Here is an 18,139-nt window from a genome sequence, read left to right on the forward strand (position 1 = left end):
TTTTCAGATACATAATGGACACAATCCTTTGTAGGGAACGTCCTTTTTCTAATTCATTAACTAAAAATCATTATGTATCTGGAGGAAAAATGGTAAAATTAAGAATCTAAATCATGAAAATATACTTATGATGGTTTGCATAAATGAGGTGTAAGATAAAATGAAACGCAAAGTAAAAATTCTTGGTACAGGATCTTATGTACCTAAGCGAGTCGTGAAAGCTGAAGAAATTGATGTGTTAATTGGAAAAACAAAAGGCTGGTCTGAGAAAAAGTCAGGTGTGAAGCAAAGGTTTTTTGTCGAAAACGAAACAGCGTCATATATGGCTTCAGAGGCAGCAAAGTTAGCGATTAAAGATGCGGAAATATCATTGTCTGATCTCGATTGTATCGTGAGTGCAAGTGGCACAAATGAACAGGCTATTCCGTGCAATGCCGCATTAATACAAAAACAATTAGGTCTCCAAGATTCAGGGATACCATGCTTTGACTTTAACTCAACATGTCTTAGTTTTGTAACAGCTCTTGATATGATGTCTTATGCTATTGATCAAAAAAGATTTCAACATGTATTAATTGTCTCTTCGGAGATTTCATCTGTTGGTTTAAATTGGAGTCAGCATGAAAGCAGCATTTTATTTGGAGATGGAGCTTGTGCCTTTATTCTGACACATAGTAATGAATCTTCTGGAATTATTGCTTCGAAAATGGAAACGTTTAGTGAAGGAGCTGAATTTTCAGAAATCAGAGGTGGGGGAACAAAAATACATCCAAGAAATTTCAGTGAGCAGACTGAAAACGACTTTTTATTTGATATGGACGGTCGTGCCATCTTTAAACTCTCTTATAAACGATTAACTGAATTTCTCGAAGGATTGTTTAAACAAACTCAACTTTCAATGAAAGATATGCAAATGGTCATTCCACATCAAGCGAGTGCATCCGCAATGAAAATCATTCGGAAAAAACTGGGTGTTGAAGAGGAGCGGTTTATGAGCATAATTGAGGATTATGGAAATGTCATTGCAGCATCTATTCCTCTAGCATTCCACGAGGCTCTGAGACTTGGAAAATTGAAAAGGGGAGATCTTGTTTTATTATTAGGCACATCTGCGGGTTTATCAATCGGAGGTATTGTGCTTGAATACTAGATTGCGAGTTTTGGTAACAGGGGCTCGGGCTCCTGTTACACTCCATGTTTGCCGATTATTAAAGCAGTCTGGTGCAGAAGTCTATGCTACTGATTGTACCAATTCGCCACTAACTAAAGTATCTAGTAGTATAAAGAAGTATATCCTCACTCCTTCTCCAAAATTTGAAACAAAAAATTATATTAAGGCATTAGTAGAAATTGTAAAAAAGGAGGAGATTGACTATTTAATTCCTACATGTGAAGAGATTTTTTATATCTCAATGTATAAAGAAGTAATTAGTCAATATTGTATCGTCCTGGTGGATGATTTCAGCAAATTAAACGTATTACATAATAAATACAAGTTTATAAAATTAGTAGAATTTTTAGGGTATCAAGTTCCAATTACTACGTTATTAACTGAAAACACGAAGGTAAATACATTGCCTGAAGAAACCGATTTAGTATTGAAAAAAGTATTTTCGAGGTTTTCGGATTCTGTTATTTTTTTATCTACAAAAAGTGAGATACCTCCAATATGTTTAAACGATTCAAGCTGGATTCTTCAAGAAAGAGTGAAGGGAGAACAATATTGTTCTTATTCGATTGCAGAAGATGGGAAAGTTCTTGCTCAGGCTGTGTATAAAAGTAACTTTACAGCGGGTTTAGGTGCAACCATTTCGTTTGAACATATCGAAAAAAGTGATATTAACCAGTTTGTTTGTCATATAGTTGAACATCTAAATTTTACAGGACAAATATCATTTGATTTTATTGTAGATAACCGTAATAGGGCGTTTCCAATTGAATGTAATCCAAGGGCTACAAGTGGGCTACACCTGTTTGATCAAGAAGTTGTAGAAGCTTTACTCTTGAAGTCTATCAAATATGTAATTCCTAAAAAGAAGAAAAAGGAAGCAATCAAATTAGCAATGTTCTTATATGGACTTCCACAGATTGATAATATGCGGAGGTTAGGAGAATGGCTGAAAATTGTCATAACATATAAAGACATTACCTTTCGCATAACAGATCCATTACCATATTTTTTTCAATTCATTAGTCTTATAAAAATGTGGAGAGAAAGTAAGAAAAACGCTGTTTCTTTACTCAAACAATCAACTTATGATATAAGCTGGGACGGTGATGAAAAATGAGAGTGCTTGTTACAGGTGCAACAGGATTTTTAGGAATGAAAGTTGCAAAACGCCTTGCTTTGATGGGGTATGAAGTAATAGGGACAGGTCGAAATGTTAAGATTGGTGAAGAGTTATCACAAAATGGAATTCGCTTTGTTCGTGGTGCACTAGAAGACAGGGATCACATAGTGGCTCTTTGTCATGATCAAGATTTTGTGATCCATTGTGGTGCACTATCATCACCATGGGGGAAATACAAGAATTTTTATGAAGCAAATGTGGTAGGAACACAAAACGTAATCGAAGGCTGTTTAAAATGGAATGTAAACCGTTTAATTCATGTATCGACTCCAAGCATTTATTTTTATTATGACGAAAGAAAAAATGTAAAAGAAGATGATGTATTACCAACTAAATTTGTTAACCATTATGCTAAAACAAAATATCTTGGAGAACTTGAAATAGACAAAGCATTTCAACAAGGTCTTCCCGCAATCACAATTCGGCCACGTGCATTATTCGGACCAGGTGATCAAGCTATTTTCCCGAGATTAATTAAAGTATGTGAGAAAGGGATATTTCCGAAGATTGGTTCCGGCGAAGTTGAAATAGATATGACCTATATAGAGAATGTGGTCGATGCAATCGTTCTTTGTTTATCATCCAGTGATTCTACCCTTGGACAAAAATACAATATTACAAATGGTGAACGAGTAAATTTATATAGCATGATTGAATTGGTGATGAACAGATTAGAAAAATCATTTACATATAAAGAAATTTCATTTAAAAAGGCATTTTTCCTGGCGAAATCCCTGGAGCGGATTTCAACCCTGCTACTTGGAGGAAAAGAACCTTTATTAACACGTTATACAGTCAGCGTTTTATCACAATCACAAACCCTTTCAATAGAAAAAGCCAGAAAAGAATTAGGGTATGAACCGGCGATTTCAATTGAACAAGGAACAAATGAATTTATTGAATGGTGGAAAAATCATGCGCATTGAAATGGTCAAACTATTCGAATGTGGTTATTGCACACATCCTGAAAAGATCGTAAATCCTAAAAGGCCTTTTAAGAAAATAAAGTTTCCAGCTACAGTAGCATTATTGAAGCATCCTACGAAAGGATATATCTTATTTGATACAGGTTATTCAAAGGGTTTTTTAGATGCAACAAGATCATTCCCTTATTCAATTTATGCAAAACTAACTCCTGTATTTTATTCAGAAACACAATCGATTAAAAATCAACTAAAAAATGAAGGAATTCATCCATCAGAGATACGATATATTATCTTATCTCATTTTCATGGAGACCACACAGCAGGGCTAGATGATTTTCCTTCTGCGAAAATCCTAACTTTTAAAAAGGCATATGATCATATTAAGCAATTTAACAAAATTAAAGCTTTAACAAAAGGATGTTTAGTTGATTTACTACCAGAGGATTTACCTAATAGGATGAACTTTATAGATGAACAACCTGAAATATTATTAAGCAGTGAATTTCATCCGTTTCATGAAGGCTTTGATGTATTTGGAGATGGTTCTCTTTTTGCTGTTGATTTAACAGGTCATGCAATCGGGCAGTTCGGAATTTTTATCCTCTTGAAAAGTGGAAAACAATTATTGCTTTGTGCTGATGCAGTCTGGACAAGTCAGGCATATGAGGAATTAGTATTCCCTCACAAAATTGCTAATTTGTTAATTGAAGATAGAGCTGCTTATCGGGAAAATATAGAGAAGCTCCATCAACTTTCAAAGAATTCACCTGGTATTGATATTTTGCCAACCCATTGTCAAAAAACATGGAATTTGGTGAAAGAGGGTTGTATATATGAATAAATTAGTACTTTTAAAACAATATATGATATCTAAATATATAAGACGATTTCACTCAAGAAAGGCTATAGAAGCATATCAACATAAAAAAATTAAAAAGCATCTATCATTTGTTTTAAATTATTCTCCTTTTTATCAGAACTATTATCGGAATCACCAGCTTCATTGGGAAACATTACCCGTTATATCAAAGAGAGAAATGATGGATCATTTTGATGAATTAAACACGGTAGGCATAGAGAAGGAGAAAGCCTTTCAATTAGCAGCCAAAGCTGAGATTACAAGGGATTTTTCACCGAAGATTGATGATGTGTCAATTGGTTTATCCTCCGGGACAAGTGGAAATCGCGGGGTATTCTTAGTAAGTGAAAAAGAATCAGCGATGTGGGCTGGCGAGGTACTTGCAAAATTACTACCTGGAAGTCTATTTCAAGAACATAAAATTGCTTTTTTCCTGCGTGCAAACAATAATTTATATGAATCAACAAAAAGTAGTAAAATAAGCTTTCATTTCTTTGATTTAGTTGAAGAATTACATCATCATATGAGTAAACTGAATGACTTGAAGCCTACGATTATCATAGCACCTCCATCTATGTTACGAATAATCGCAGAATGGAAAAGGGATCAGCACATTGATATTAATCCTAAAAAAGTCATTTCAGTTGCTGAAGTTTTAGAAGATGTTGATAAAATTTTTATTGAAGATATTTTTCAGCAAACACTACATCAGGTTTATCAAGCAACAGAAGGATTTTTAGCAACAACGTGCTCACAAGGTGTACTTCATATGAATGAAGATTTACTCGCTATACAGAAAGAGTATTTAGATAAAGAAAACGGAATTTTCGTTCCTATCATTACTGATTTTACTAGAAGAACACAGCCATTAATACGTTATCGATTAAATGATGTTTTAATTGAAAGGAAAACTCCTTGTCTATGTGGATCACATTTTTTAGCCTTAGAGCGTATTGATGGACGATGTGATGATATCTTTTATGGAGTCCATAAGCATACTGAAAAGAAACATATGCTGTTTCCAGATTTCATCAGGAGAGCAATCATGTTTTCTTCAGAAGATATACTAGAATATAAGGTAACACAGAAGGAACTTCTAAGTATTGATATTAAGTTAAAGGTGAAACATGATAGATCAGAAGTAGAAGCATTGGTTATACAAGAGTTAGTAAAGCTATGGAAAGAACATATGCTTGTCTTACCTCAGTTTTCCTTTACAGAATACGATTTGATTGCCTCCGATCGTAAAAGAAAGCGAATAGAAAGTGTCCTAAAGGAAGAAATCCAGCATGAAACTATATGATAGATCAATGATTGACGATATTGATTGGGAAACGAAAAAAGACGGCGGGATGATCAAGCATTACTTTGAACCTTTGATGAAACATGGAAGTACTTATTTTATGAGAAATGTTAAAACAGACCTTTTTCTTATAGAAATAGATGATCTTTTGTTACCACTTACGGTAAATAATAAAGAATTCAATAATTCTTATGTAACATCTCCATATACACATTATATTAGCTATGCCAAAGAAGAACTTTGGGAGTTGAAAAATCCAATTCTTGAAAAAATATTTTCACCAATGATTGATATACTCGGTGGCTTATTAAGAAATAGTAATGTAAATAAAGTAGTGATTGTGAATAATTGGTTATTGTCAACAAATTTAATGGGACCATTACTAACGAAGAGTCAATTAGAGAGGTTGACAAGGTTTATAACATCAACATTTCCACATTACACCATTTTGTTTCGATCAATGACTGAGCTATTGCATCATCAATTTCTGGAGACAATGGATCATGTTGGTTATCAAAAAATCATGTCACGGGCCATTTACTTATTTGATCATCCTTTCACATTAACAAAAAAACAAAAAAAGACCCTTCAACAGGATAAGCGTTTATTTGAAAAATATCACTATTACGTTCGGGAACCTGGAGTTGACGATATAGCTCACATACAGAAATTGTATAATAATTTATACATTGATAAATACTCCAGACACAATCCACAATTTACAAAAGAGTTTTTCGAACATGCAATTAATCATAAATTCTTACGGTTTTCATTAATATGCCAGGGAGAAGCAGTAAAAGGTGTAATCGGATATTGGGTTAGGGAGGGTGTTCTTACTACACCAATTCTCGGATATACCACCAATAGTGATAAAAAAGAAGGCTTATACAGGGTTTTATCCTATTTGATAACAGAAAATATACTGCAAAAAAACTATGTTGGTCATCGAAGTGCTGGTGCCGGAGGGTTTAAGCGAATGCGGGGCTCAGTTCAACATATTGAATATACCTATTTCTTTCAAATGCATTTACCTTTTCATAAAAGGTTAGCATGGAGTTTTCTTAAAGCAATTATGAGCTTATTTGTTGAGCCAATGGCAAAGAAGAAAGGGTTTTAACTAATATTACCATCGAAAGGATACCTGTTTTTTTGTTACGATCTTTAGGATAACGTTTTTTCTAAGGAGGAGAAATGTGAGGAAAAACATCATCATATTCCTAATGATCATACTAGTATTTACAGGTGGCTTTTTATTAGGCATCTTTTTTCAAAATAATAACGATAAGCAAACGAATACTCCAAAGTTGGTAACAAAAGCACCGGGATCGAAAAAGAAACCGACTGAAAAGGAAATCCCTCAATATTCAAAAGAAAAAGAAAAAGTATTAATTGGGTATGTGCAGGATTTCAGAGATCCATCCACTATTGATTATACAAACCTAACACATGTCATATTTTCCTTTGCTCACCCTGCAAAGGATGGAAGTGTTCTAATGAATGGAGAACAAGCTAAAATAAATTTAAAGACAATGGTGAAAAAAGCACGTGAGCACAATACAAAAGTATTATTAGCTGTTGGTGGCTGGTACCACATCCAAGGTGGAGAGTCGTACGAATATTTTAAAGCTGCAATTTCTTCTACTACGTCACGCTCAAAACTAGTAAATGAACTTATTTCTATAACAAAAACAGAAAACCTTGATGGAATAGACATCGATTTTGAACATCCGAGATCTAATGAAGATGCAAAGAACTTGAATATTTTTATTAAAATGCTTGATGAAAAGTTGTCTAAGCTTGATAAAGAATTAACGATTGCCGTATATTCAAAGATTCATAGTGTTACAGGAACAGAAATACAATCTGTGGTGTTTAAGCCTGAGATGTTCAAGCATGTTGATTTTGTGAATATTATGGCATATGACGGCCAATGGGACGGCGAGTATAATGCGGCAAATTTATCTCCTTATAGGTTTGCAGAAGATATTGTAGAGTATTGGTCAAATTTGTTTAATAAACATCATTTACCTAAAGAAAAACTTGTCTTAGGTGTTCCATTCTATGCACAACCGGAAGATGTCTCCATTAACCAGATGTCATATGGCGCCATTGTTAATGAGAATCCGGAAAATGCCAAACGGGATACTGTAAAGTTACATGGTACAACCTATCACTACAATGGTGTAGAAACAATGAAAAAGAAAACAAATCTGGCTTTGGAAAATGGATTTGGAGGCATGATGATATGGGAGTTAGGGCATGATGCTAAAGGAAATTATAGTCTAACAAGTACAATTTTAAATGAGTTGACGAAGGAAGATGAACAACCGTCTATTTTTGCGAAAGACTAGGGATTTATGCCTAGTCTTTATTCAATATTTGAATTAACTATTTTTTTTATCTAATTCTTCTCTCATTCTTTCATCTTCTTCTATGACACAAATACGTGTAATCTGTTCATTGAGATAATGGTTGAGATAATCCATCTCTTCTTCACAATGTTCTTTTTTCATTGATGGACCTCCTTGCGATTTTATTATTATCGTCTGCATGAGAGGGAGGTACTATACAAAAAAATAAAAGGCCTTATGGGCCAGGATATGCTACTTAACAAATATGCTTAATATTAGAATGTGTATAAAGGATAGTCTTAAGCTCAATTTCAGAAGCTTCATAAAATTGTCTTCCATCAGGCATTTTATATACATTATGATCAATCAAGGCTGTAATAATTTCGGATTTGGATTTTTCTTTTGTAGGTTCACACATAAAAATCACCTCTTATTTGAAAGCGTTTACAAATATATAATATAGAAAATTTTTCTGCTTGTCAATCTTCTTCTTTACTTTAAAGTCTATTTAAATGTACATTTTTTATAATGGATTTGAGAAAAATGATAATAAAAGGGGGGAGTCATTTTGAATCAGAAGTTTTGGATTTTATTTGTTTTTGTCTTAATATGTTCAACGATATTATTCGTTTCATTTGATTCGGTTGCTTTAATAAATAGAAAAAACCCAGATTCTATACACGTTTACCTTATTGGTGATTCTACAGTATCCACCTATAAACCTAATGCGGCACCTAAAATGGGGTGGGGGCAAAAAATAAACGAATTTTTTCATGACAGTGTCGTCGTTCACAATCTTTCTGTTCCCGGAAGAAGCTCCAAAAGCTTTTATGAAGAAGGAAGATTTAAAATAGTAAACAAGCAATTAGAGCAAGGCGATTATCTATTAATACAATTTGGTCATAATGATGCTAAAAAAGCGGATGCAAGGCGATACACTGATCCATTTACGACCTACAAGGTGTATCTAAAAAAATATATAGCCGCAGCAAAGGAAAAAGGAGTAGTCCCTATACTGGTGACACCTGTTGAGAGACGAAATTTCTCTGCAAATGGAGCAATAATCGATTCCCATGGTGATTATCCTTTAGCCATGAAGCAATTAGCTGCTGAAGAGAATGTCGATTTAATAGATTTAACGACTAAGAGCAAGCAGTTGTTTAATGAAATAGGACCTGAAAATACGAAAAAAGTGTTTTTATGGCTCGAACCAGGTGAATATGATCACTTTCCTGAAGGGAAAAAAGATAATACACATTTACAAGAGGAAGGTGCATATCAAATTGCAGCGTTGGTTGCTAAAGGTTTGATTGAAATAAATTCTCCTCTTCAACACTATATTAATCAAGAATAAGAACCTATTAGTGGCTGTCAGAAAAAGGGATAGCCTCTTTTTGCAGTTTGGAAAAATTTACTCCTCATAGAGGAATTTTTTATTTTTCCTTGAAATACATATATAAAGCTTAACTAATATTTTGAAAACGCTTACCTTTAGGTGGGAGGTTGAATGCATATGTACGTCACGATTGGTCATTTATTTGAACAAACTGTAAGAAAATATGGGAACAAAGAAGCTGTAGTCGACAAATCCAGGGATGTACGGAAAACGTTTAATGAGTGGAATGCAGAGGTAAATAAACTTGCGCATTCCATGCTTGCTGCAGGTGTAAGAAAGGGTGATAGGGTTTCAACTTTGTTATTTAATTGCTTTGAATTGGGAACAGCTTATTTTGCTGCTGCAAAAATAGGAGCGATTATTAATCCGATTAACTTTAGGTTAAAAGCAGATGAAATTTCATATATATTTATGGATGCTGCACCAAAAATCGTTCTCTTTGAGAAAGACTTGGAAGAACAAATTACGAAAATAAACAATCGATTTCCAACAATTATATTTTGGAGCATCGATGAGACAACTTCACCATATGCTTCTTCTTATCAAGACATCATCAAACATTCTCCAACAACAAATCCAAATTGTGAAATAAATGAAAATGATACGTATGCGATTATGTACACAAGTGGAACAACTGGTCGTCCAAAAGGGGTTATGCACCGCCATCGTGATATGGTTGAACAAAGTTTAATCTGTATCAATGCCCTTCAAATAACATCTAAGGATGTCGGATTAGTAACAGCTCCGATGTTTCATTGTGCAGAACTGCATTGCAGTTTTTTACCACGTGTTCATTCAGGTGCTAAAAATGTCATACAACATCATTTTGATTCAAAACTAGTGCTAAAAACGATTGAGGAAGAAAAAATCACCATGCTTTTTGCTGCTCCAACAATGTGGAATATGCTCCTCCAAGAAGAATTGCAACAATATAAATTGTCATCACTTCAAGTTGGATTATACGGTGCAGCCCCAATGGCTCCGGTACTTGTCAAAGCTTGTAAAGATAGATTAGGACTAGAACTTGTTCAAGCATACGGGATGACAGAAATGGGACCTGCTATTGCATTTTTAGAAACAGATGAGCAACTTTCGAAAGCTGGTTCAGCTGGAAGAGCATGCTTTAATCATGAAATAAGAGTGGTCAAGCCAAATGATCAAGGACCATCAGAACCTGATGATATCCTTCCTCTAGGAGAAATTGGAGAAATTATTGTTAAAGGTCCTTGCATGATGATTGGTTACTATAATCGTGAAGATGCTACAGAAAAAGCAATGTACAAGGGCTGGTATCATTCAGGTGATCTCGGTTATTTCGATAAAGATGGTTATTTGTTTGTCGCAGACCGGGTAGATGATATGATCATTAGCGGCGGAGAAAATGTATATCCAAGAGAAGTAGAAGATGCGTTATATGAACATAAAGGAATTTTAGATGTGGCCGTATTAGGAGAGCCTGATGAGTTTTGGGGAGAAAGGGTTATTGCTGTTGTTGTTGTGAAAAAAGAACAACACCTAAAAGGTGAGCAGCTTGATCAATTTTTAAAGGACTCTGAAAAGCTGGCACCATATAAACGACCGAGAAGATATGTTTTTGTTGATGAGGTTCCTCGTAATGCAAGCGGAAAGATCCAAAAATTTTTATTAAGAGAAACAATGTCTCAAGATAAGCTTCAATATTAGTTTTATTTAATGTGATGAAAGGCAGATCCCAAAAGGACTGCCTCTTTTCTATTCTTCAATTCATCATGAAAAAAGGTAACTAATATGGTATAGTTATTTAGCTGTTGTTAGGAAAGACTAGCAATTAGTATGAATAGAAAAGAGATGTGATAAACCTTGACCGATTTCTTACAATTAGGGATACGAAAAGAAGTTCATTATACATTAAAATCATTAGGGCTCACACAGCCAACTCCAATACAGGAGCAAACGATTCCGAAGATTATTGAAGGTAAAGATGTCATTGCACAAGCCCAAACAGGGACAGGTAAGACACTTGCTTTTGTTCTCCCAATCATAGAAAAAATCAATATACAAAATGACGAAGTACAAGCGCTTATCTTAACTCCAACAAGGGAGTTAGCACAGCAAATTTCAAAAGAAATAAAAAGAATGATTGAAAATGTGGATGGTCTTAATGTTTTGGCTGTTTATGGGGGGCAGGATGTTGAACACCAGTTAAAAAAATTAAAAGGTGCTCAACACATTGTAGTAGCAACACCAGGCAGATTATTAGACCATATTCGCCGAAAAACAATTGATTTATCAACTGTTCAAATGCTTGTGTTAGATGAAGCAGATCAAATGTTACATATGGGTTTTCTTCCGGAAGTTGAGGACATTATTTATGAAACCCTTTCAACAAGACAAACGATGTTATTTTCAGCAACAATGCCAAACGAAATAAAATCTCTGGCCAAAATATATATGACAGATCCGATAAACATACAGGTGCAGGCAAAAAGAATAACTGTAGATGAAATTAAACAAATTGTCGTAGAAACAACTGATCGAAGAAAACAAGCTACATTGCTGCATTTAATTCAAGAGCATCGTCCATTTTTAGCGATTATTTTCTGCCGTACAAAGATTCGCGCAAAAAAACTGCAAGAGGCATTAATCGCAAACGGTTACGAATCTGATGAGTTACACGGTGACTTAACTCAAGCAAAACGAGAAAAAGCAATGAAACGTTTTCGTGAAGCTAAAATTCAATTTTTAGTTGCAACTGATGTAGCGGCTAGGGGACTTGATGTAGAAGGTGTTACACATGTTTATAACTATGATATTCCTCATGATGTTGAAAGCTATGTACACAGAATCGGTCGAACAGGTCGTGCAGGTGGAACAGGTGTTGCCTATACTCTCGTTGCACCAAAGGATGTTGATTTTTTACGAATGATTGAAAAAGGCATCCATCTTACCTTGGAAAAACAGGTTATAAAAGGAATCAGTGTTCCCGACCGGGAGGACTATGACCAAATAAGAAAAGATCAAATGAAAAAATCAAGACGTTCAAATGAAAGTGAAGGCAGGGGAAGGAGAGGAACCTCTTCCACCAGCAGACCAAGCGGAAGAAAAACCGTTGAAAATAAACAAAAGAATACTCAAAAACCAGTGTCAAGAAATCGCAGATCAAAAAGGAAATAGTAAAATAAACGGGTATCTCATCGATACCCGTTTATTTTTATTTATTTAAATCCTTCTTTGTTATCTCACTTCTAATGGTAAGATCCTTAGAAAATTCAGTATCTTGTTTCTTATTATTCGGGTATTTGTTTTTTCGCTCACGGTTATCGTTGCGATTTGTCATTGAATGCACCTCCTCAGGATTTTTGTCATTTGTTATTATATGTAATAAATGCTTTTTTAAAATAGTAAATAAATATATTTAGGACGCATACTAACTATGAATTGGACCATACTATTTTCTGTTGCATTTAATTTTTTATATGTAAGGGGTTAAAAAATGGATCAAAAGTTATTTGATTTTATTAATTCATTTGCTGGGAAGAATCATCAAATTGATCGTATGATGGTATTTGCTTCAAATAAATTCCGGTTTATTTATGCAATAATATTATTTGTTGTATTTATTTTTAACCCTCGAGGAAAAAAATTGTTTCTACAATGTATGCTATCTTTAGTCGTGAACAACATACTCAATGGAGTAGTAAATCACCTTAAATATAGACCCAGACCTTTTTTAACAAGAAAAGCAACTGTACTATTACCTTCTAAACTTGATTCTACCTATTTAAGTAAACATACATTACTGTCCTTTTCTGTATCTACATTGGTTTATAAAGAAAACCGATATTTAGGATTAATTATGTATGCTATGTCTTTATTTACGGGAATATCAAGAATCTGGGTAGGTGCTCATTATCCTTCTGATATTTTTAGAAGTTCTATTATAGGTAGTGCTATTACCTTGTTATTAAAAAGGTGATAGGTCACCTATCACCTTTTTTGTCCTTAGATTCTTAACCTTTATTTTAATGAGCTTTAAGTAACACCTTAAGTTCAAATTATAATTAGAAGCCACCCTCTCCAGGAGAAAATGGTAGACTGAACTTTGTTTCTACAGCTCGAAGTCTTTGGTTTAGGCGATTAAGTCTACGTGTATGCTGTTCAACACGATCATTTAATCTGTTAACCTCTCGATTTATTCGTCTAATTTCTTCATTTTGTCTCTTTAACTCATCATTTAGCCTATTTATTTCTCTTGATTGTCGTTCCGTTTGACGCTCTAATGCATTTACTCTTCTTTCAAGATTAGGTTGACGGTTTTCCACAGGTTGTTCCAGTTGCTGCATAATCGGATAAAATGACTGTTGGCCTTGTGTGAATTGAGGAAAATGATCGACATGGTAAACATATGGATATTGATACATGAAGGAAACACTCCTTTATTTATTTAGCATGATCCAAATATAAAATTGAATTTTGGAATGCTGTTTTATCCATATATTAATATGTAGGTAATAGCTTAGTGCTACTGTAAAACCTATATATCGTAATAAATATTGGAATTAGAAAATAATAATGAGGGGGAGCATGATCTTAGTTTAAGAGAAAAGCTTCTTTTTTTATTTATTATAAAAGTGAGTATTGAGGAATTGTAATGAAAAAACAAATACCCTAAAAAGAAGAATTTTTTAGGGTATTAAATATTTAGTGTTATCTTTATTTAAGGACAGAATATAGGCATAATAATAGTTACACCAGCATCTTGGGCCATATCTCCTAATACTTCTGCAAGTGTTTCAGTTGAGAATGTTACATTACCACAATTATTTAGTGCTAACTCTGCTAAATCTAATATCTCTTCAACAGTTACACATTCATCTGTCCCGAAGCCTAAAGCTGTAGCTTGATCTTCAGTTAAATCTACTACATATTCTACAAGTACCCCACCGACACAACCATTATCAGTAGTTGTTGAAATACAAACATTTAAAAGATTTACAAGATACTGACGTAAAATAGCATTGTCACTTGGGAATGGATCTCCCGGACATTCACTAGCTAAAGCTGCAGCAGCGCCAGGTACAGTTAATAAATTTCTAATGGTAGCAGCGCAAGATTCAAGTGCTAGATCATTAGGACATTCTGCATCTGTAGCACTAGGACACAAAACATTCCCTTGTAAAACTCTATCAAAAAAGTCTGAATTTAGTCTAATACATTGGATAGCATCACAAATTTCATTTGCGGTAAAGGTACCAATACCAAAACTTGGACCTTGACCTCCAGCAGCGTAGAATCCTTGTGAACGTGGACAAAATGGTCTTTTTCCCATAAAGTCAACTCCTTTCTTGTTATAGAATCATATATATTCTTATTAGTGAGAAGCGTCCTTTTTTTTTGTCATTTTGGAAAAAATGGTAATTTGCCTTGGTAGAATTGCCTAATTATATAGAATACGTTTAATAAATAGATTAATACACAGGAAGACAATAAACTTTTGAGTAATATATAACTATATAATAGAAAAAGAGTGAGGGATTTATGAAGTATTCAAAAGGGAAATGGGCAAAGTATAGGTTTCTAATTAAGAATGAAAGTTTAGTTCCATTTGTTCCTGAAACGGAGCTATTCAATGAAGAAGTGCTATGGGAATTTATTGAAAAGCACGGTCAAGTAGTGGTAAAGCCTAGTTGGGGACGACGCGGGAAAGGTGTATTTAGTATAAAAAAAATTGATCAAGATGTATTTGAGTTTCATTCCGAGATGAATAAGTTCACTATTACAGGAGAAGAAAAGTTACTTAATAAAGTAGAGCGTTCTTTAATTAAGGAAAAGAATATTGTTCAAAAGGGAATTTCCCTATCAACAATAAATGGTTCTCCATTTGACTTAAGGATTATGGTACAAAGGGAAAAAGAATCAGAAGAATGGGTTGTAACCGGTATGTTAGCGAAAGTAGCCTCAAAAAACTATTTTATTACGAATGTTACTAAAAAAGTATTGGATGTTCAAAGTGCAATTGAACAATCAAACATATCAATTGATGATGCGAATGATTTAGTCAGAACTTTAGAGAAGATTTCATTAACAGCTGCCCAAGAATTATCAGGTTATTATCCAAAGCAACAGATATTCGGATTGGACATTGGGTTAGATCAAGCTGGAAAGCCGTGGATATTTGAAGTGAATTGTAACCCGAGTTTCGTCTATTTTAAACAACTTAAAGATAAGCAGATGATGAGTAAAATAAGGGAATATAAAAAAAATTAAAAATTTAAATAACTTAATAAATACACTTGAAAATATAATTGAAAAGCTGTGCTTTTTTGAAGAAGTACAATTAATATTATTTTAACTTATGGATGATATTTTTTTCGCTTTGTAAATTATACGTTTCATTGATTCTTATAATGAAATCATCTATGTCCTTGTGCCTATACGCTTAATAGTGCATATGCATATATTTATAAAAGAGGTTCTAGTGATTATTTGGGCTTGGAGGTGCAATGATTGAACTCGGAACCAATCGGAATATTATTATCAAAATCACAATGGAAAGAAATGATTATTGAGAAAAATAAGAATTCATATTGTTTCCAATATTATTATTCAGCTAAAAAATTAGGTAAAAATGTAGTTTTCTTTACATTAGATCATCTATGCCTTAAAGAAGATCAGGTCGAAGCATTTCAATTGAAGGATGACCTTCTAAACGAAGTTAGTCGGATTAAAATCCCACAATTAATATATAATCCTAACAAATATAATAAGAAGAAAAATATAAGAAAGCTAAGAGCGTTAGTCCAAAGCAAACGAGTAAAAATAATTAATGAACATCATCTTATTAAACAGAAACACTTGACAGAAATTTTGGAGTCCCATAAATTAAATATTCTCTTTAAAAAAGAGCTAGGTCAAGAACTTCCACTTTATATCATTCATGTTGTTTGTCAAAAGAAGAACGACCTTGATTGGGAAATTCCGTTCAAATATGTAAAGGATATAGATGGAGAGAAATATACAATTAATGAATTTCCTTTTTCGAACCAAAAGTCTTTTTTTTACTATTCAGAAGAATACCTCAATGAAATATCAAAACGTATTTTAAAAGCAATTCATTATTATTTTCCAGGGATATCCGAACTCGGCTTAAAGTTAATTGTTAATAGTAATGGAGAATTATTATTTGAATCAACTTGTACAATAAATGATGTTATTAACGATTTGACAAACTGGAAATCATCCGTAGTAAAGAAAATTACTGAATATCCATTTATAATAGCTGATTCTATTTATAATATGAATACTGTAAATTCAAATCAATTAGTGGAAATTGAACCTAAATTACAGGTTTTGGAACAAACTGAATCTGGAGATCGTTATTGGGTAAAGATTAACGTAACCGATGAAACAAGAACTGTTAGATTTCCATCAAAAATTTTTGATACTAACTTAGCAAATTTAGATTCTCTTAAGTTTGGGGTTATAGAGGAACAATGTAGGATTATTGTTGAGGGTGATATTCCTTCATATAGAAAAAGCACTTATGATAATCCTTTTGAGATTTCAATTTCTAAGGATTTAGTTGAAAACATGTATATTCCATTAGATATGGTATTTCAGCTTTTTTTCTTGAACGATCAGGTAGTAATTGGTCCTACAATAGGCTTTTTATTAGGAGATAAGAATCAGACATATAATTTAAAATATATGCAAAAGTATAAAGATCGACTTGAAGAGTATAAAAGTTTTGGTGGACTTGTGATAGCATTCTCACCACGTTCTGTTAATTGGAACAAGAAGATTGCATATGGATTTGTTTATGATTTTTTATCTAAGGAATGGAGATATGATTCAACACCAATTCCATCTGTTATTTATAGAAGAAATTTTCATCAAGATGAGAAACTAATTTCAAAGTTAAGTGAAATGACAAATAACAAACTTTTTAATTCTCACCACTTTAATAAATCAGATTTACATTCAATGCAGAATGAAACAATAATTAGTAAACACATACCTTCTACTTATCTTCTGGATGAGTTTAACAAACTATTTGAATTTTTAAAGAGTAAAGAGAAGATTATTTTAAAACCAGTAAGTTTATCCAGGGGGAGAGGTATTTTTATTTTAGAAATACAAGATAAGGATGCTGATGCTTTTAATCTTTTTGAATATAATGCTGGTTCTAAAGTCTGCCATAATCTAATTGGTACCAAAGAGCTTTATAATAAGTTATCTGAATTAAATATTCTTGATCGTGAGTATCTTTATCAAACATATATTCCTCTTTTAAAGATTCAAGATAGTCCATTTGATGTTAGGGTGGTCATGCAAAAATATCAAAAAGGGAACTGGAAGTGTTCCGGAATTGAGTGTAGGGTTGCTGGGGAAAACGAAGATTTAACAAATATAGCTCGCGGTGGTCAGGCAATGTCTCTAGATGAGGCTATTACAACGTCAAATATAACAATCCCTTTTACAACTATTCATAGTAGAATCTTAAAGGTATGTCAAAATTTTTGCACGTTAATGGATCAAAAAAGGGAACATTACGCAGAATTTGGGTTAGATATTGCCTTAGATCAAGAGGGGCATCCATGGATTTTGGAAGCCAACATTTACCCGAGTTTTAAAGGGTTTAAAAAAATGGATTATAATACGTATTTAAAGATTCGCTTTCAACCGCTATATTATGCTGTAAACATACAAGGATTTAATGTGTTAGATGAAAGTTCTTCCTTAACAAAAGTTCATAATGCTTAATTAATGATTGAAAAAGACAGGAAACATAAGCGGTTCCTGTTTTTTTTCATGCATCGTGTCTTGTCTCTAATATATCTCTTTATCTTAGGCAATAGCACAATATTAATAACTCAATTTAACATAAAATATACAATAACTATGTAGTTAAATTCTTATTCGTTGGAATTTAACAATTGGAACTGTAAAAATTTAAATCTCTTCTCAAGAAAAA

The 18,139-nt window shown here is 33.2% G+C and carries 18 protein-coding genes; 13 read left to right on the plus strand and 5 right to left on the minus strand.

The window, feature by feature from the left end; translation table 11 throughout:
* The first annotated feature begins 160 nt into the window (after window positions 1-160).
* From HWV59_RS12215 to HWV59_RS12245, 7 genes are all read left to right on the plus strand, one after another.
* The gene (locus tag HWV59_RS12215; protein ID WP_175638963.1) at window positions 161-1,150 is read left to right on the plus strand and encodes a beta-ketoacyl-ACP synthase III; all 990 of its coding nucleotides are present in this window, start codon (window positions 161-163) and stop codon (window positions 1,148-1,150) included.
* The gene (locus tag HWV59_RS12220; RefSeq protein WP_175638964.1) at window positions 1,140-2,288 is read left to right on the plus strand and encodes an ATP-grasp domain-containing protein; all 1,149 of its coding nucleotides are present in this window, start codon (window positions 1,140-1,142) and stop codon (window positions 2,286-2,288) included. The genes HWV59_RS12215 and HWV59_RS12220 overlap by 11 nt, the downstream gene beginning before the upstream one ends.
* A complete protein-coding gene (locus tag HWV59_RS12225) occupies window positions 2,285-3,277 on the plus strand; it encodes an NAD-dependent epimerase/dehydratase family protein (RefSeq protein ID WP_175638965.1) in 993 nt (330 codons plus the stop codon). Before HWV59_RS12220 ends, HWV59_RS12225 begins: the two co-directional genes overlap by 4 nt.
* Entirely contained in the window at window positions 3,267-4,118 is an 852-nt protein-coding gene (locus HWV59_RS12230) for an MBL fold metallo-hydrolase (RefSeq protein WP_175638966.1), read from the plus strand. Before HWV59_RS12225 ends, HWV59_RS12230 begins: the two co-directional genes overlap by 11 nt.
* Window positions 4,111-5,439, plus strand: a complete 1,329-nt coding sequence (locus tag HWV59_RS12235) for a F390 synthetase-related protein (RefSeq protein ID WP_175638967.1) — start codon at window positions 4,111-4,113, stop codon at window positions 5,437-5,439. The genes HWV59_RS12230 and HWV59_RS12235 overlap by 8 nt, the downstream gene beginning before the upstream one ends.
* Window positions 5,426-6,556: a hypothetical protein gene (locus tag HWV59_RS12240; RefSeq protein ID WP_175638968.1), complete on the plus strand. Its 1,131-nt coding sequence runs from the start codon at window positions 5,426-5,428 to the stop codon at window positions 6,554-6,556. The genes HWV59_RS12235 and HWV59_RS12240 overlap by 14 nt, the downstream gene beginning before the upstream one ends.
* Window positions 6,557-6,632: 76 nt before the next feature.
* Window positions 6,633-7,790, plus strand: coding sequence for a glycoside hydrolase family 18 protein (locus tag HWV59_RS12245; RefSeq protein ID WP_235991718.1), 1,158 nt, complete (start codon window positions 6,633-6,635; stop codon window positions 7,788-7,790).
* Between the two features lie 33 nt (window positions 7,791-7,823).
* On the opposite strand, the gene HWV59_RS27290 is transcribed toward HWV59_RS12245, so the two are convergent.
* Both HWV59_RS27290 and HWV59_RS12250 read right to left on the minus strand, forming a co-directional pair.
* The gene (locus HWV59_RS27290) at window positions 7,824-7,952 is read right to left on the minus strand and encodes a hypothetical protein (protein WP_268921764.1); all 129 of its coding nucleotides are present in this window, start codon (window positions 7,950-7,952) and stop codon (window positions 7,824-7,826) included.
* Between the two features lie 94 nt (window positions 7,953-8,046).
* Window positions 8,047-8,208: a Fur-regulated basic protein FbpA gene (locus tag HWV59_RS12250; RefSeq protein WP_175638969.1), complete on the minus strand. Its 162-nt coding sequence runs from the start codon at window positions 8,206-8,208 to the stop codon at window positions 8,047-8,049.
* Between the two features lie 150 nt (window positions 8,209-8,358).
* Between HWV59_RS12250 and HWV59_RS12255 the strand changes: the two genes are divergently transcribed.
* The 3 genes from HWV59_RS12255 (at window position 8,359) to HWV59_RS12265 (ending at window position 12,339) form a co-directional block, all read left to right on the plus strand.
* Window positions 8,359-9,144, plus strand: a complete 786-nt coding sequence (locus HWV59_RS12255; protein WP_235991719.1) for a rhamnogalacturonan acetylesterase — start codon at window positions 8,359-8,361, stop codon at window positions 9,142-9,144.
* Between the two features lie 159 nt (window positions 9,145-9,303).
* Window positions 9,304-10,869 (plus strand): fatty acid--CoA ligase, encoded by a 1,566-nt coding sequence (locus HWV59_RS12260; RefSeq protein WP_175640050.1) that lies wholly within the window; start codon window positions 9,304-9,306, stop codon window positions 10,867-10,869.
* 156 nt (window positions 10,870-11,025) lie between these two features.
* The gene (locus tag HWV59_RS12265; RefSeq protein ID WP_175638970.1) at window positions 11,026-12,339 is read left to right on the plus strand and encodes a DEAD/DEAH box helicase; all 1,314 of its coding nucleotides are present in this window, start codon (window positions 11,026-11,028) and stop codon (window positions 12,337-12,339) included.
* 37 nt (window positions 12,340-12,376) lie between these two features.
* On the opposite strand, the gene HWV59_RS27295 is transcribed toward HWV59_RS12265, so the two are convergent.
* Window positions 12,377-12,502, minus strand: coding sequence for a hypothetical protein (locus tag HWV59_RS27295; protein WP_268921765.1), 126 nt, complete (start codon window positions 12,500-12,502; stop codon window positions 12,377-12,379).
* A gap of 156 nt (window positions 12,503-12,658) precedes the next feature.
* Here HWV59_RS27295 and HWV59_RS12270 point away from each other — a divergent pair, with 156 nt between their 5' ends.
* Window positions 12,659-13,141, plus strand: a complete 483-nt coding sequence (locus tag HWV59_RS12270) for a phosphatase PAP2 family protein (protein ID WP_175638971.1) — start codon at window positions 12,659-12,661, stop codon at window positions 13,139-13,141.
* A gap of 85 nt (window positions 13,142-13,226) precedes the next feature.
* On the opposite strand, the gene HWV59_RS12275 is transcribed toward HWV59_RS12270, so the two are convergent.
* Window positions 13,227-13,586 (minus strand): coiled-coil domain-containing protein, encoded by a 360-nt coding sequence (locus HWV59_RS12275; RefSeq protein ID WP_175638972.1) that lies wholly within the window; start codon window positions 13,584-13,586, stop codon window positions 13,227-13,229.
* A 296-nt stretch (window positions 13,587-13,882) separates the two neighbouring features.
* Window positions 13,883-14,494: a hypothetical protein gene (locus HWV59_RS12280; protein ID WP_175638973.1), complete on the minus strand. Its 612-nt coding sequence runs from the start codon at window positions 14,492-14,494 to the stop codon at window positions 13,883-13,885.
* A 209-nt stretch (window positions 14,495-14,703) separates the two neighbouring features.
* Here HWV59_RS12280 and HWV59_RS12285 point away from each other — a divergent pair, with 209 nt between their 5' ends.
* Entirely contained in the window at window positions 14,704-15,432 is a 729-nt protein-coding gene (locus HWV59_RS12285) for a YheC/YheD family protein (RefSeq protein WP_175638974.1), read from the plus strand.
* A 240-nt stretch (window positions 15,433-15,672) separates the two neighbouring features.
* Window positions 15,673-17,928, plus strand: coding sequence for a YheC/YheD family endospore coat-associated protein (locus HWV59_RS12290; RefSeq protein WP_175638975.1), 2,256 nt, complete (start codon window positions 15,673-15,675; stop codon window positions 17,926-17,928).
* Window positions 17,929-18,139: the final 211 nt, after the last annotated feature.

It is taken from the genome of Metabacillus schmidteae, from assembly GCF_903166545.1.
In the GTDB taxonomy this organism is placed as follows: domain Bacteria; phylum Bacillota; class Bacilli; order Bacillales; family Bacillaceae; genus Metabacillus; species Metabacillus schmidteae.

Coding starts and splice junctions, on each gene's coding strand:
- HWV59_RS12215 (WP_175638963.1), top strand. CDS start 161: ATGAAACGCAAAGTAAAAATTCTTGGTACAGGATCTTATGTACCTAAG.
- HWV59_RS12225 (WP_175638965.1), top strand. CDS start 2,285: ATGAGAGTGCTTGTTACAGGTGCAACAGGATTTTTAGGAATGAAAGTT.
- HWV59_RS12230 (WP_175638966.1), top strand. CDS start 3,267: ATGCGCATTGAAATGGTCAAACTATTCGAATGTGGTTATTGCACACAT.
- HWV59_RS12235 (WP_175638967.1), top strand. CDS start 4,111: ATGAATAAATTAGTACTTTTAAAACAATATATGATATCTAAATATATA.
- HWV59_RS12240 (WP_175638968.1), top strand. CDS start 5,426: ATGAAACTATATGATAGATCAATGATTGACGATATTGATTGGGAAACG.
- HWV59_RS27290 (WP_268921764.1), bottom strand. CDS start 7,952: ATGAAAAAAGAACATTGTGAAGAAGAGATGGATTATCTCAACCATTAT.
- HWV59_RS12250 (WP_175638969.1), bottom strand. CDS start 8,208: ATGTGTGAACCTACAAAAGAAAAATCCAAATCCGAAATTATTACAGCC.
- HWV59_RS12260 (WP_175640050.1), top strand. CDS start 9,304: ATGTACGTCACGATTGGTCATTTATTTGAACAAACTGTAAGAAAATAT.
- HWV59_RS27295 (WP_268921765.1), bottom strand. CDS start 12,502: ATGACAAATCGCAACGATAACCGTGAGCGAAAAAACAAATACCCGAAT.
- HWV59_RS12270 (WP_175638971.1), top strand. CDS start 12,659: ATGGATCAAAAGTTATTTGATTTTATTAATTCATTTGCTGGGAAGAAT.
- HWV59_RS12275 (WP_175638972.1), bottom strand. CDS start 13,586: ATGTATCAATATCCATATGTTTACCATGTCGATCATTTTCCTCAATTC.
- HWV59_RS12280 (WP_175638973.1), bottom strand. CDS start 14,494: ATGGGAAAAAGACCATTTTGTCCACGTTCACAAGGATTCTACGCTGCT.
- HWV59_RS12285 (WP_175638974.1), top strand. CDS start 14,704: ATGAAGTATTCAAAAGGGAAATGGGCAAAGTATAGGTTTCTAATTAAG.